Origin of the sequence: Clostridium pasteurianum DSM 525 = ATCC 6013 (assembly GCF_000807255.1) — a bacterium.
Taxonomy (GTDB): Bacteria; Bacillota; Clostridia; order Clostridiales; family Clostridiaceae; genus Clostridium_I; species Clostridium_I pasteurianum.
Window position 1 is genome coordinate 120041 of the sequence record NZ_CP009268.1, and the last position, 13631, is coordinate 133671.

17 protein-coding genes and 1 pseudogene are annotated in these 13631 nt (G+C 28.4%); 16 read left to right on the forward strand and 2 right to left on the reverse strand.

Annotation, left to right across the window (positions count from 1 at the left end):
• Positions 1 to 37: 37 nt before the first annotated feature.
• From CLPA_RS00555 to CLPA_RS00610, 13 genes and pseudogenes are all read left to right on the forward strand, one after another.
• A complete protein-coding gene (locus CLPA_RS00555) occupies positions 38 to 718 on the forward strand; it encodes a hypothetical protein (RefSeq protein WP_003440307.1) in 681 nt (226 codons plus the stop codon).
• 351 nt (positions 719 to 1069) lie between these two features.
• Positions 1070 to 1276 carry a sigma factor G inhibitor Gin gene (locus tag CLPA_RS00560; protein ID WP_003440308.1) on the forward strand — a complete coding sequence of 69 codons (207 nt, stop codon included), beginning with the start codon at positions 1070 to 1072 and terminating at the stop codon, positions 1274 to 1276.
• Positions 1255 to 2673 (forward strand): aminotransferase class I/II-fold pyridoxal phosphate-dependent enzyme, encoded by a 1419-nt coding sequence (locus CLPA_RS00565; RefSeq protein ID WP_003440309.1) that lies wholly within the window; start codon positions 1255 to 1257, stop codon positions 2671 to 2673. Before CLPA_RS00560 ends, CLPA_RS00565 begins: the two co-directional genes overlap by 22 nt.
• Positions 2674 to 2691: 18 nt before the next feature.
• Entirely contained in the window at positions 2692 to 3279 is a 588-nt protein-coding gene (locus CLPA_RS00570) for a nucleoside/nucleotide kinase family protein (RefSeq protein ID WP_003440310.1), read from the forward strand.
• A gap of 235 nt (positions 3280 to 3514) precedes the next feature.
• The gene (locus CLPA_RS00575; RefSeq protein WP_003440312.1) at positions 3515 to 3844 is read left to right on the forward strand and encodes a cyclic-di-AMP receptor; all 330 of its coding nucleotides are present in this window, start codon (positions 3515 to 3517) and stop codon (positions 3842 to 3844) included.
• An 11-nt stretch (positions 3845 to 3855) separates the two neighbouring features.
• The gene (locus CLPA_RS00580; protein ID WP_003440314.1) at positions 3856 to 4803 is read left to right on the forward strand and encodes a DNA polymerase III subunit delta'; all 948 of its coding nucleotides are present in this window, start codon (positions 3856 to 3858) and stop codon (positions 4801 to 4803) included.
• Positions 4804 to 4845: 42 nt separating this feature from the next.
• Positions 4846 to 4998 (forward strand): annotated as a pseudogene (locus tag CLPA_RS21485) (RNA-guided endonuclease InsQ/TnpB family protein); the annotation flags it as partial.
• An 81-nt stretch (positions 4999 to 5079) separates the two neighbouring features.
• The gene (locus CLPA_RS00585) at positions 5080 to 5985 is read left to right on the forward strand and encodes a PSP1 domain-containing protein (RefSeq protein ID WP_003440315.1); all 906 of its coding nucleotides are present in this window, start codon (positions 5080 to 5082) and stop codon (positions 5983 to 5985) included.
• A 22-nt stretch (positions 5986 to 6007) separates the two neighbouring features.
• Positions 6008 to 6211 (forward strand): heavy-metal-associated domain-containing protein, encoded by a 204-nt coding sequence (locus CLPA_RS00590; RefSeq protein ID WP_003440317.1) that lies wholly within the window; start codon positions 6008 to 6010, stop codon positions 6209 to 6211.
• 83 nt (positions 6212 to 6294) lie between these two features.
• Positions 6295 to 6465 carry a DUF362 domain-containing protein gene (locus CLPA_RS00595; RefSeq protein ID WP_003440320.1) on the forward strand — a complete coding sequence of 57 codons (171 nt, stop codon included), beginning with the start codon at positions 6295 to 6297 and terminating at the stop codon, positions 6463 to 6465.
• A gap of 116 nt (positions 6466 to 6581) precedes the next feature.
• Entirely contained in the window at positions 6582 to 7061 is a 480-nt protein-coding gene (locus CLPA_RS00600) for a PTS sugar transporter subunit IIA (RefSeq protein ID WP_003440322.1), read from the forward strand.
• A 126-nt stretch (positions 7062 to 7187) separates the two neighbouring features.
• A complete protein-coding gene (locus CLPA_RS00605) occupies positions 7188 to 7985 on the forward strand; it encodes a motility protein A (protein WP_003440324.1) in 798 nt (265 codons plus the stop codon).
• Positions 7982 to 8743, forward strand: coding sequence for an OmpA/MotB family protein (locus CLPA_RS00610; RefSeq protein WP_003440326.1), 762 nt, complete (start codon positions 7982 to 7984; stop codon positions 8741 to 8743). The genes CLPA_RS00605 and CLPA_RS00610 overlap by 4 nt, the downstream gene beginning before the upstream one ends.
• 118 nt (positions 8744 to 8861) lie before the next feature.
• On the opposite strand, the gene CLPA_RS00615 is transcribed toward CLPA_RS00610, so the two are convergent.
• Positions 8862 to 9566 carry an LrgB family protein gene (locus CLPA_RS00615; RefSeq protein ID WP_003440328.1) on the reverse strand — a complete coding sequence of 235 codons (705 nt, stop codon included), beginning with the start codon at positions 9564 to 9566 and terminating at the stop codon, positions 8862 to 8864.
• Complete coding sequence (locus CLPA_RS00620; protein WP_003440330.1) at positions 9563 to 9919, reverse strand: CidA/LrgA family protein; 357 nt, start codon at positions 9917 to 9919, stop codon at positions 9563 to 9565. Before CLPA_RS00620 ends, CLPA_RS00615 begins: the two co-directional genes overlap by 4 nt.
• A 369-nt stretch (positions 9920 to 10288) precedes the next feature.
• Here CLPA_RS00620 and CLPA_RS00625 point away from each other — a divergent pair, with 369 nt between their 5' ends.
• From CLPA_RS00625 to CLPA_RS00635, 3 genes are all read left to right on the forward strand, one after another.
• A complete protein-coding gene (locus tag CLPA_RS00625) occupies positions 10289 to 11026 on the forward strand; it encodes a tRNA1(Val) (adenine(37)-N6)-methyltransferase (protein WP_003440332.1) in 738 nt (245 codons plus the stop codon).
• Positions 11027 to 11051: 25 nt separating this feature from the next.
• Positions 11052 to 11894 carry a 16S rRNA (cytidine(1402)-2'-O)-methyltransferase gene (gene rsmI, locus CLPA_RS00630; protein ID WP_003440334.1) on the forward strand — a complete coding sequence of 281 codons (843 nt, stop codon included), beginning with the start codon at positions 11052 to 11054 and terminating at the stop codon, positions 11892 to 11894.
• Positions 11895 to 12128: 234 nt separating this feature from the next.
• Positions 12129 to 13460, forward strand: coding sequence for a C40 family peptidase (locus CLPA_RS00635; protein WP_003440335.1), 1332 nt, complete (start codon positions 12129 to 12131; stop codon positions 13458 to 13460).
• Positions 13461 to 13631: the final 171 nt, after the last annotated feature.

Here is a 13631-nt window from a genome sequence, read left to right on the forward strand (position 1 = left end):
ATTCAAATAAATTTTTAAAATTACTAGGAGGAGAAAAATGTATAATAAATCTTTTCAGTTTATAGGACTAATTATTTTTATATTTGCATGTTTCTTTATTTTCATAGTATCTTTTAATGTAAATGCTTTTGAAAATACATATAGAGCTGTAAAAAATGAATCATTGGAAATAGATAAAAATGAAAGTAAAAATATCACTACTAAATTTTTAGGATATCCTTACTTAAGCGAAGATAAAAATAAATTTAATAATATAAAAATATACTATAATAAATATAAAGGAGTAATGGTAAAAAATTATGGAAATGATAAGAATACTAATAATGTCAATAAGAGTTATAAGAATGTTTATAAAGTAATTGTTCGTATAGGAAGTCAGATTTTAAATATCTATAATAATGATCAATTAATAAATATTATGACCTATTTTATGAATAGGAGTATTTTACTTATACCTATGAGTATATTTGTTACTTGTAATAAGAAAAGTGAGTTTTTTAGTAATAAATATGGAGAGTATAGATATTATTGGACAAGCATTAGTAATAACTATCTTTTAAATAATTCTTCTTATGATAAAAACAAAAATACTACGGAAAATAAAACCTTTAAAGTATCTAATAATATATTAAATAAAAGTTGGAGTTTTTATTTTGATATTACTAAGTTCATCTATGGCAATAGACATGAAAATTTTAAATTATATGTTAAAACCTAATACTATCATACCAGTATATTGAATAAAGTTTAATTATGTGGACAATATAGTGTAGTATTAATATTATAAAATGAAAAAGTTATCTCACAATGTATGTAATTGTAAGATAACTTTTTTTATTTTTAAAAATATTTATGGACAAAATAAATTTGGACATATAATTGAATAAAATATATATTAAGAGGCAATAATCAAGTTAGATTATCAATAAGTCTTACTTAGTGATTTTATAATGAATGCTAAGCTTAGATTAATTATCCATAGACCTGCAGTTTATATATTCATTCTTCAGAGAGTGGATATTATAATGGCTAGTCATTGGATAAATTAATGTGATTGTAGGAGGTTATAATGAAAAAACAAAGCTGTATTATATGTGGAAAGCCTCTAACTGATGGTATAATAGTTAATGGCAAAGGTATTTGTAAGTCTTGCGAAGAAAGATTAATTAATTTAGAGCCTGGAAATGATTTTTACGAATACTATAAAGAATCAATAAGAAAAAACATGATTCAAACAAGAGGAGCTGAATATAATTGTCAAAATTACCACTTGTAGATGGTGTGCTTGAGTACTTAAGAGAAAAAAATCTAATGTTCTGTATGCCTGGTCATAAGAATGGAAAGGGATTTAATAATACAGATATAGGAAAAGAATTATATGAAAATTTTATAAAAGCTGATATCACTGAAGTTGACGGAGTAGATAATTTACATCATTCAGATGGTATAATTAAAGAAGCACAAAATATGTTACGAGATTTATATGGAAGTAAAAAATCTTATTTTTTAATTAATGGAAGTACTAGTGGCAATTTAGCTATGATATTTTCCTGCTTTAATGAGGGGGAAAAAGTAATAGTAGAGAGAAGTTGTCATAGATCTATTTTTAATGGGATAATAATGAGAAAACTTGAGCCTGTATATATAAAGAATAAAATTGATAATAAATTTGGTTTACAATTGTCTATAGATGAGAATTATTTAATAAAATTATTTGATGAAAATTTAGATGCAAAAGGTATTATAGTCACTTATCCTAATTACTATGGCATATGTTGTAACTTAAAATTTATTATAAAAGAAGCAAATAAAAGAGGTATGAAGGTACTTATAGATAGTGCTCATGGAGCTCATTTTGGAATTCATAATGAGCTGCCTGAAAGTGCTGTAAAGTTAGGGGGGGATTTTGTTGTTATGAGTTCTCATAAAACACTTCCCAGCCTTACACAAACAGCCTATTTACATATTGGTGATAAAGTTGATACAGAAAAAGTAGATTTTTATGTTAGTGCATTTTTAAGTACAAGCCCTTCTTATATGTTGATGTGTTCAATGGATTATGCACGATATTATTTAGAAGAAAGGGGAAAAGATGAATACAAAAAATTAATTGATATATGTAATTATTATAGAAAAAAAATAAATGCATTAGAAGGATTTTATATTGTTTCTAAAGAAGATTTACAGAATAAAGAGGATATTGATGTAACAAGATATGTTTTAAATGTAGAAGAAGGATTTAGTGGTTATAAGCTATATAAATATTTAAAAAGTAAAAAGATACAGCCCGAAATGTGTGATTATCGTAATGTAGTTTTAATATTTTCTACATTTAATACAGAAGATGAATTTAAATTTCTTTATAAAGTACTCTGTGATTGTAATCTTGAAGATATAAAAGATTATAATTTTCATATGATAGAGAGCACTATAGGTCATATGAAAATTAAGCCTTTTGAGGCTGTGGAGAGGGAATATACATTGATAAATTATAATGAAGCATGCGGGAAAGTATGTAAAGAAGCTATTATTCCTTATCCTCCAGGAGTACCACTTATATTACCAGGAGAAATTATAGATGATTGTATAATAAATTTTATAGAATACTATTTATATAACAAATGTACTGTTCTAGGTATTAATCAGGAGAAAAAAATTAAAGTTATTATTTAATTAGGGGTTGCATGTAGAATGGGTAAAATATTTTGTCTGCTAGGAAAAAGCGGATCAGGTAAGGATACAATATTTAAAAGATTAATAGATAAAAAAGTTTTGAATTTAAAAGCTATAATTCCGTATACGACAAGACCAAAAAGAGAAAAAGAAACTAATGGAATAGAGTATTACTTTATTGATGAAGATAAATTAAATAATTATAAAAATATGGGTAAGGTTATAGAAATAAGAGAATATAATACTGTAAACGGAATATGGTATTATTCTACCATAGATGATGGACAAATTGATGGTAATAATAACGGTTATCTTATAATAACTACTTTGGAAGCATATGTAAGTCTTCAAAACTATTTTGGTAAAGATAAAGTAGTACCAATTTATATTACTTTAGATGATGGTATCAGATTGGAAAGAGCTCTGAAAAGAGAAAGAGAACAGGAAAAACCTAATTATAGTGAAATGTGCAGAAGATTTCTTGCTGATGAAAGAGATTTTAGTGAAAGCAAATTAAAGTCTGCAGGAATTAAAAAAGTATATTATAATTATGAAATTAATGAATGTATAAATGACATAAAAAAAAGTATTTTAAGTTATTATTGAGCTATGTAAAATTAATTACAAATTATAATGAATTTTTATCTATGTATGTATAATTATTTTATTTGAATTTAAATATAAAAATTTATGATAAAATAGTATATATAATTTAATTTTATATAAAAAGTTACAACATATAGTTAAGATTTAAAGTATATAATAAATTTATTTATAGATACAAATTAAAAAATAATATATTTATTTATAAATTATGAAAAAGATAAGGGAGGGTATGTTTATGAAGCTTATTATTGCTATGGTACAAGATGATGATGCTGGTGATTTAATACATGTATTAACTGAAGAAAATTTTCGTGTAACTAAACTTGCAACTACGGGAGGGTTTTTAAAAGCAGGAAACACAACTCTTATGATAGGAGTGGATGAAAAAGATGTTGATAAGGTGCTTGGAATTATAGAAGAAGAATGTAAAACAAGAGAACAAGTTATAACTTCACCTTCACCAGTAGAAGGAGCAACAGGAGTATATGTGCCGTATCCCATTGATGTACAAATTGGTGGAGCTACTATTTTTGTAGTAGATGTAGATAAATTTATAAAGATTTGATGGTGAATAATATGCAACTTAGCAATATAGTAGGACATACACATATTAGAAAAAATTTCATTGATTCCATAAAATTAGGAAATTTTTCTCATGCATGCTTGATAAGTGGTGAAGATGGTATAGGTAAAAGTTTTGTTGCACTTGAGGCTGCCATTAATATTATAGGAAAAGAATGTTATAAACAATATGCAGATATAATAGAGTGTAGAATAGCAGATAATAAAAAATCTATTTCTGTGGATCAAATTAGGGAGATAATAGAAGAAGCAAATAGAAAGCCTTATGAGGGAAATAGAAAAGTTATAATAATTCATAATTCTGATAAAATGACAATTCAGGCACAAAATGCTTTTTTAAAGACTATAGAGGAGCCTCCAGAAGGGGTATTTATATTATTGTTATGTGAAAACCAAGAAAATATTTTAGATACAATTAAATCCAGATGTCAAATTTACAAATTAAAAAAATTGAGTGAAGATGAAATAGATAAGTTTATTTGTAATAAATATCCTGATATTGATGAAGATGAAAAAAAAGCGGTTAAAGCTTTTGCGGATGGAATCCCTGGAAGGATAGTGGATTTTATTGATAATGATTTATTTAAGGAAATGAGAGAAAAATTAATTAATATACTGGCTAATATAAATGATGAAGATATGGAAAATTTTCTTAAAAACGAAGAATTTCTTACAAAATCCAAAGATATGTGGCAAGAGGTTTTAACTTGTCTATTATCTTATATAAGGGACATTATAGTATATAAAGAAACTGGAATAAGTAAGTTTATTATAAATTTGGATAAAATTTTATATATAAAAAAATTAGCAGAGGTATTTTCATATAATAAACTTAATAGTATTATTGATATTATAAACAATGCTAAAAGTAATCTGGAGAGTAATGTAAATGTGTCTATGACCTATCATATAATGCTGCTTAATATGAAAGAAGCCAAATAATATTTGAGGAAAACCTATATAAATTTATAAAACTTCATTGAATGTATGTATGGAATGAATTTTAAAAATATAAATGAAACGAGATTAGTTAAGAAGTTAGAAAAAAGGTTATGCAGGTTGCAGCGTAAGATATCAAGAAAATATGAGATAAATAGAGAAGGGAGGACGTTTGTCAAAACCAGCAACATTATAAAACAGGGACAGAAAAATTGGGTACGTTGAATGGGTAATTAAACAAATTTATAGAGTTTTATAAGGTTTTGGTAACGGGTTAAAATGGTAACAGTTGTAGGAATACGATTTAAGAAGGCTGGTAAGATATATTATTTTTCTCCTCAAGAAAATGTTATAGACAGTGGAAATAATGTTATAGTGGAAACTGCACGAGGAATAGAATTTGGTAATTGTGTTATAGGGCCTAAACAGGTTAGTGAGGATAAAATAGTTTTACCTTTGAAAAATGTTATAAGAAAAGCTAATAAAGATGATGAAAAAAAGTATTTAGAAAATAAGAATAAAGAGAAGGATGCTTTTAATATTTGCTTAGAAAAGATACAAAAACATAATTTGGTTATGAAACTTATTGACGTAGAATATACTTTTGATAATAATAAGATAATATTTTATTTTACTGCTGAGGGACGAGTTGACTTTAGAGATTTAGTAAAGGATTTAGCATCAGTTTTTAGAACAAGAATTGAACTTAGGCAGATAGGGGTTAGAGATGAAGCCAAAATGATAGGTGGATTGGGCCCTTGTGGAAGACCAATGTGTTGTTCGGTGCACTTGGGGGATTTTGCCCCAGTGTCTATAAAAATGGCTAAGGAACAAAATCTATCACTTAATCCTACTAAAATATCGGGAATCTGTGGAAGGCTTATGTGCTGTCTTAACTATGAACAGAACACTTATGAAGATATAAGAAAAAGACTCCCAAAGGTATCTTCTATTGTTAAAACTGAATATGGTAAAGGAGAAGTAATATCAAATAGTGTAGTTAATGAAAGTGTAAAAGTAAAAGTGAAAAATGAGGATGGAGAAGATGTTGTTAGAGAAATTTCTATAAAAGAAGTTTCTCTAATATCTGGGGCCTTTGAAGGTGTTGTTGATGAAGCAGATATCAAACTAGAAATCGATGGAGAAGATGAGAAATTTATAAAAGATTTATTTAAGCCAGATTAACAATATTAATAGGAGGATAAAAATGAAATCCATTCTTAGAATTTGTAATATGAGAACATTAAAAGATGTTAGTTTAGTAAGAAATTCCATAGCTTCTAATGAAGGGGTTGTTGCTTGCCAGATCAATAAAGATAAAGGCGAGATCGAGATAGTATATGATGCATATTCTTTAAATATAGATAAAGTTATAGAAGCAATAGAAGATTTAGGATTTACTGTAATATAAATTACACTTTTAAAAAGTTTAAAAACATGATACAATAAGTTATGGTAAACTTATGATTAAAATTTTAAGGAGGTGTATTTTTCATGGCATATAAAATCGCTGATTCATGTGTAAGCTGTGGCGCTTGTGCTTCAGAATGTCCAGTTAATGCTATAAGTCAAGGAGATTCTATATTCGTTATAGATGCCGATACTTGTATCGACTGTGGTAACTGTGCTAACGTTTGTCCAGTTGGAGCACCAGTACAAGAATAATTTATAATTAAAACATAAAAATAAGAAGCCTGCAAATGCAGGCTTCTTATTTTTATTGTAACTGAATTTTATTATGTTATACTATAAATTGAAGAAAATATTAGGGGGAAATTGGTATGCTTAATATATTTAGGGACACTTTTCAAGTTATGTCGCCGGTTAATGGAAATATAGTAAATTTAACTAATGTTCCAGACAGAATGTTTTCAGAGGAAATAGTAGGAAAAGGAATAGCTGTAGACCCATTAGAGGATATAATAAGATCACCAATAGATGGAAAAATAAAACTTATATTTGATACAAATCATGCTTTTGTTGTTACCAGTAAAAAAGGAATAGAACTATTAGTTCATATTGGTATAGATACTATAGAGCTTAATGGAGAAGGTTTTAAAAGACTGGTAAAAGAAGGGGACTTCGTAAAAACAGGAGATCCTATTATAAAAATAAATAGACAAGAAATTGTAAATAAGGGATATAAACTTACTACATTGGTAGTTATTACAAATTTAGAAAATGTAAAAGACGTAATTTGTACGAGAGATACTTGTGTGTTTGGTAGTAAAAATTTTATTATGACTTATAAGATTAAATAAAACTAATATTTCATCACTTATTAATTATTCTTCAAAAATAAACATAAACATATATACAAATTATACGATAATAAAAGTAAGAATAATAAATTAATTAACGCTAGAAAAACGTTAGGGGGAAAAAACATGGCTATATCTACTATAGTATTTTTAATTATGTGCTTTGGTGCGTTAATTGGATCATTTCTTCTTGATGGAGGACATTTAACAGCTCTTATTGCATTAGCACCAGCTATAATTGTGTTTGGAGGTACTATTGGTGCAGTCGGTGTCTCATTTCCGGGAAATGAAATTAAAAATATAGGAAAAGTTTTAAAAGTTGCTTTAAGCGATAGAAAGGTAAATACTATAAGCCTTATAAGATATTTTAAAAATATTGCATTTAAGACTAGAAAAGAAGGCCTTCTCAGTATTGAGGAAATGATTTCAGCAGATAAGGATATAGATCCATTTATGAAAAAAGGACTTCAGATGGTAGTAGATGGAATAGATCCTCAGACAGTTAAAAATACTCTTGAACTTAGTGCTGATCTTATTGAAGAGAGACATAGAGTTGGTATAGCTATGCTGGAAGCAGCAGGCGGATTTGCACCTACTATGGGTATAACAGGTACTGTTACAGGTCTTGTGCATGTTTTAAATAATCTATCAGATCCTACTCAACTTGGAGGGCTTATTGCGGGGGCATTTATAGCGACCCTTTACGGTATAGGATCTGCCAACTTTATATGGCTGCCACTTGGTACTAAATTAAAGGAATTAAATTTTCAGGAGATGTTGGAAAAAAATTTAATAATAGAGGCAATACTTTGCATTCAAGAAGGAGTTAATCCAAATACTCTGGAAGAAAAGTTAAAGGGATTTTTAGATAAAAAGCAGTTAGAAGAATATAATCAAGGTGAAAGTGGTGAACAAGAACAATGAGAAAAAAGAAGCCACAAGAACATGTTAATACAGAAAGATATATGCTTACCTATTCTGATATGATAACTCTTTTAATGATGTTTTTTATAGTAATGTATGCTTCAAGTAATGTAGATGCAGTGAAGTATAAACAAATATCTGATTCATTTAAAATTGCCTTTAGTGGCGGGCATACCATTGTTGGAAGTGGTGATTCTATGGATGCTAGAAAAAACAAGCAAACAACTAAACAAGATAATGTAAATGAGAAAGTTAATGAAGTACAGGATGAAGCTAATGAACTACAAAAAGTAAAACAAACTATAGATAATTATATAAAGCAAAATAATATGACTGGAAATGTAAGTACTGAAATAGAGGAGAGAGGCCTTATAGTAAGTGTAAAAGATACGTTGTTTTTTGATTCAGGAAAAGCAGATGTAAAACCTGAGTTCCAAAAGAAAATTATAGAAATAGGTAATATATTAAATTCTATTGACAATTATATAAGAATAGAAGGCCATACAGATAATGTACCTATAAGTAATTATAGATATATGGATAATTTAGATTTATCTACGGCAAGAGCCAATGCAGTACTTAGGATTTTACAAAATCAGGCTCATGTAAATGCCAAAAGGCTTACATCTATGGGATATGGGGAGCAGAGGCCTGTATCAGATAATAATACAGAGGCTGGCAGGGCTAAGAATAGAAGAGTAGATATAGTTGTAATTGATAGTAAATATAATGCTACAGAAGACAATAGTAAAAAGTAGTTAAAGCTGTTTTTCAAGATATGATATTCTTGAAAAACAGCTTTTGTGATTAATAACAAGATTATAAGTAAACTTTCAAATAGCTTATAATGATAATGAAAAAGTATACGTATTAAAATTATTGCATAAGTGAACTAAATATATTTGATATTAAAGGTGCAAGTATAACTGTTAAGAGACCTGCTACACCGATTGCCAAACTGCTCATTGCACCTTCTACTTCTCCCATTTCTATAGCTTTAGTAGTACCTATAGCGTGAGATGAAGTGCCTAATGCAATGCCTTTAGCTATTGGATCTTTAATCTTTAAAGCTTTAAAAACAACTGGACCGACCACTGCACCTATAATTCCAGTTATAATTATAGCAGCAACTGTTATCGGAGGAATTCCTCCAAGTTGTCTTGAAACCTCCATACCTATAGGAGTCGTAACTGATTTTGGTATTAATGATAAATCTATATTCTTAGGAATAAGGAATATACGACAAAGCAATATTATACAACACATACCTGTTAATGAACCAATTAATATTCCAATTATTATAGGAACTGCATTTTCTTTTAAAAGCTGCAATTTTTTATAAAGAGGAACTGCTAGTATAACTGTGGATGGAGTTAAAAAGAAGTTAATTAAATCTCCACCTTTGTTATAGGTTTCTATACTTATACCAAAGACTTTAAGTAAAATTATTACTATTGTAATTGCAATAAGTAATGGATTTAATAATGGAAAGTTTGTCTTCTTATACAGAAAACAGCCTATTTCAAAAGCTATTAAAGAAATCATAACAGAAAAAATAGGTGAGCTAATTATTGAATTCATTTTGAATCAGCTCCTTTTCTCCTTAAAATAGTTACTACTAAACTGGTAACAGCCATTATTACTATAGTTGATATAAAACATATAATTAAAAGAATAGGCCAAGTGTTTTTGATAATTCCATAGGATGCAATAAGTCCAACTCCAGCCGGTAAAAAGAAGAAAGCCAAATGGTCAAGTAAAAATTTACTTATTAAATCAATTTTGTCAAGTTTTATAACACCAGTACAAAGGCATACTAGTAAAATTATAAGACCAAGAACATTACCTGGTATTGGCAATTTTAAAATAGTACTTAAAAAGCTGCCAATAAAGCATATTATGACAATTATGCATAATTGCCTTAAAAGTTTCATAAGAATCACCCCAATTACAATATATAATTATAATATAAACCTTTTTTATAAAAAAAAGCCCATTTTATGAAAAGATAAAATAAATAGAATATTCAATTAATTTAGTTCTATTTCTGTATACTGCAAGTTATATTTTAAATTGACAAGCGTATAAAGTCAATTTAAAATACAAAATCTTAGTGTATAATTTTTAAAGGAAAAAGAGTTAATAAATACTATAAGAAATTTTTAATTTTAAAGTAATATAACTATGGTGTATAATGTTAAGAAAGATTTTAATAGTAAAATTTAATGATGAAGATTTATTGTAAAATGTGATAAAGATAGTATGGAATGGTTAAATTATTTTGAAGAAAAGGTGGATAAAATTTGAGTTTACTGAGAGAAGATGAAACATTAGATGATTTACAGCTTAAAGGAATTTTTGTTATACAGAAAAAGAATGCATTTAGATTTGGAGTAGATGCGGTACTTTTAGCTAATTTTGCTAAGATAAAGAGAAATATGACAGTAATAGATTTATGCTCAGGAACTGGTATAATTCCTTTTATAATTTCAGCTAAAACAAAAGCTTCAAATATATTGGGTATAGAAATTCAAGAGGATATGGCAGATATGGCTAACAGATCTGTAATTTATAATAAATTAAATGATAAGATTAAATTTATACAGGGTGATATTAAAAATAGCAACCTTATTAAAAGTATTACAAAAACAGATGTAATCACAGTAAATCCTCCATATAAACTTCAAAATTCAGGTATATTAAATATTAATGATAAAAATGCTATAGCAAGGCATGAGGTATGTTGTAATTTAGAAGATGTAATAGTGGCATCGAGAAAGCTTTTAAAAGATAATGGAAAGATGTTTATGGTTCATAGACCAGAAAGATTAGCAGATATACTGTGTCTTATGAGAGAGTATAAGATAGAGCCTAAGGTTATACAAATGATACATCCCAGTGTAAATAAAGCACCTAATATAGTTTTAATAGAAGGGCAAAGAGATGGAGGTAAATTTCTTAAGTGGATGGAACCTATATACATACATAATCATGATGGAAGCTATAGCACTCAAATAGAAAAAATCTATGGAAGAGAATAATGAATATAGTTATGAGGAGAGAATTATGTCAGGAAAATTATATTTAGTTGGAACACCTATAGGAAATTTAAAAGATATTACTTTAAGAGCACTGGATACCTTAAAGGAATGCGACATAGTTGCAGCAGAGGATACTAGGCAAACTCTGAAACTTCTAAATTATTTTTCTATAAAGAAGGCTATGATAAGTTATCATAAATTTAATGAAAATGATAAATCTAATGAAATTATTGATCTGCTTTTACAGGATAAAAATATAGCATTAGTAAGTGATGCAGGTATGCCTGGAATATCTGATCCGGGAAGTGTGGTTATAAAGAAATGTATAGAGAACAATATTCCTTTTGAGGTGATTCCAGGGGCTACGGCACTTATTACGGCGCTTATATATTCAGGTATTGATAGTAATAAGTTTATTTTTAGAGGATTTTTACCTAGGGAAAATAAAGATAAAAAGAGATTATTAGAGGAGATAAAAAACTATAGAGAAACTATTATAATTTATGAGGCGCCGCATAGACTAAAAAAAACTATGGAAATCATCATGGATGTTTTGGGAAATAGAAATATAGCCATATGTAGGGAACTAACTAAATTACATGAAGAGATATATAGAGGTTCTATAGAGAAAGCAATTGAATATTATGATGAAAAACAACCTAGAGGAGAATATGTGCTGATAATATCCGGAAAAAGTGATGAAGATATTGAGAGGGAAAATAAGAATAAATGGGACAGTTTAACAATAGAAGACCATATATTATCTTATATGAATAAAGGATTTACTAAAAAAGAGGCTATAAAACTAACGGCAAAAGAAAGATGTATTCCTAAATCTGAGGTGTATAAATACTCTTTAAAAATATAAATAATGCATTAAATGTATTTCAATAAGTATATTGTGATTAATTTTGTAAATTAGTCCAAAAATATTACATATATGTTTAAAAGGTTTCATATTTTAAGTAATTCTTTAAAATACTTTAAATTTATATTAAAAACGCCTATTGTAGTGAAGGCCAATTTGATGGTAAAATAAAACATAGTAGGGGATTTTGTATAGTACGAAAGTTTAATTTAAATAAACAAGGGGGAATAAAATTTGCATAAGAGGGTAATATGTATTGTCATGGCAGTAGGTATTGTATTTGGTGCAGGTAGTAAAGCGTTTGCAGAACCTTCCTTAAATGACCAGCTAAATGCATCTAAGGAGCAATATAGTCAAAGCCAGGCAGCATTAAATGCGTCAAGTGCCAAATATGCTGAATTGGAGAACAAAATACAAGATTTGGACATTAAAATCCAAAAAAGTATGGTTGAGGCAGAGCAAATTAAAGAAAAAATCAGCACAGTTCAAGGAAACATAGCTAAAGAAAAAAAGAATTTGGAAAGAGCACAGCAGCGGGTAAAAGATGAACAGGAAATGTATAAAGGCAGACTAAGAGCAATGTACATATCAGGTAATGATGGATATTTAAATGCTTTACTAGATTCAGAGGGAATAAGTGACTTTATATCAAAAGTAGATAATATAGCTAAAGTTGCTGAATTTGACAATAAATTAATAGCTTCATTAAATGAAAGACAGAAAGAAGTTGAAAGCAAGAAAAATTTACTAGAAAAGAATGAAAATCAATTACTTTCATTACAAAATGAAAGTAATAAAAATTTAGCTGATTTAGGAAAACAGAAAGTAGCTCAAGAACCTTTAGTGGCGCAATATAAGGCTGAGATGGCAGCCGCTACTATAGCTAGTGCCAATGCAAAAGCACAGGTAGATACTATAAATAATAAAATAGATGAACAGAAAAAGGCAGAAGAAGCAGCAGCGCAGGCAGCACGTGAAGCGGCACAAAGAGAAGCACAAAATAAAGCAAAAGCGGTTCAGGAAGCTTCTACTCAAGTAGCAGCGGCTACTACACCTGTAATTAATAGAGGCGCACAAGTATCTGTGCCATCAGTACAAACAACAACTTCTTCATCAAGAAATTCAACTAGTTCTACAGCAACAAATAACTCCGGGGATTCAAAGCCATCAACAGGTACAAGCACTTCAAATTCAAATGTATCTAGTGCTTCCAGTGGATCTGTAGTTGGATATGCACAACAGTTTCTTGGAGTAAAATATGTTTGGGGAGGTACAAGCCCTAGCGGATTTGACTGCTCTGGTTTTGTACAGTATGTATATGCACATTTTGGAGTATCAATACCTAGGACAAGCCAAGCTCAATTTGGAGCAGGAACAGCTGTAAGTCAATCAAATCTTCAGCCGGGAGATCTGGTATTTTTCCATGATGATGGATCAGGTCCAGGACATGTTGGTATGTATATAGGCGGCGGAAATATAATACATGCACCACATACTGGAGATGTAGTAAAAATTGTTCCACTTTCCTATATGAGCGGATATTGTGGAGCAAGAAGAGTGAGATAGATTTAATCTATCTCTTTTTTTATGTAAATAAAAGTCTAAAATTAATATATAATAGCATATAAAAGAGGAAATGGGAGTATTTATGTTCAATTCTTGTGAAATGAACAATTGAGATATATAAGTGTATTATCATAAAATTCTTGTTAATGATATAATTAAAAAGTAATTTTG

Excerpts from the sequence above, each read along its gene's own strand:
- CLPA_RS00605 (WP_003440324.1), top strand. The coding sequence starts at position 7,188 with ATGGCTATATCTACTATAGTATTTTTAATTATGTGCTTTGGTGCGTTA.
- CLPA_RS00595 (WP_003440320.1), top strand. The coding sequence starts at position 6,295 with ATGGCATATAAAATCGCTGATTCATGTGTAAGCTGTGGCGCTTGTGCT.
- CLPA_RS00600 (WP_003440322.1), top strand. The coding sequence starts at position 6,582 with ATGCTTAATATATTTAGGGACACTTTTCAAGTTATGTCGCCGGTTAAT.
- CLPA_RS00615 (WP_003440328.1), bottom strand. The coding sequence starts at position 9,566 with ATGAATTCAATAATTAGCTCACCTATTTTTTCTGTTATGATTTCTTTA.
- CLPA_RS00580 (WP_003440314.1), top strand. The coding sequence starts at position 3,856 with ATGCAACTTAGCAATATAGTAGGACATACACATATTAGAAAAAATTTC.
- CLPA_RS00555 (WP_003440307.1), top strand. The coding sequence starts at position 38 with ATGTATAATAAATCTTTTCAGTTTATAGGACTAATTATTTTTATATTT.
- CLPA_RS00590 (WP_003440317.1), top strand. The coding sequence starts at position 6,008 with ATGAAATCCATTCTTAGAATTTGTAATATGAGAACATTAAAAGATGTT.
- CLPA_RS00585 (WP_003440315.1), top strand. The coding sequence starts at position 5,080 with ATGGTAACAGTTGTAGGAATACGATTTAAGAAGGCTGGTAAGATATAT.
- CLPA_RS00610 (WP_003440326.1), top strand. The coding sequence starts at position 7,982 with ATGAGAAAAAAGAAGCCACAAGAACATGTTAATACAGAAAGATATATG.
- CLPA_RS00570 (WP_003440310.1), top strand. The coding sequence starts at position 2,692 with ATGGGTAAAATATTTTGTCTGCTAGGAAAAAGCGGATCAGGTAAGGAT.
- CLPA_RS00560 (WP_003440308.1), top strand. The coding sequence starts at position 1,070 with ATGAAAAAACAAAGCTGTATTATATGTGGAAAGCCTCTAACTGATGGT.
- CLPA_RS00575 (WP_003440312.1), top strand. The coding sequence starts at position 3,515 with ATGAAGCTTATTATTGCTATGGTACAAGATGATGATGCTGGTGATTTA.
- CLPA_RS00620 (WP_003440330.1), bottom strand. The coding sequence starts at position 9,919 with ATGAAACTTTTAAGGCAATTATGCATAATTGTCATAATATGCTTTATT.
- rsmI (WP_003440334.1), top strand. The coding sequence starts at position 11,052 with ATGTCAGGAAAATTATATTTAGTTGGAACACCTATAGGAAATTTAAAA.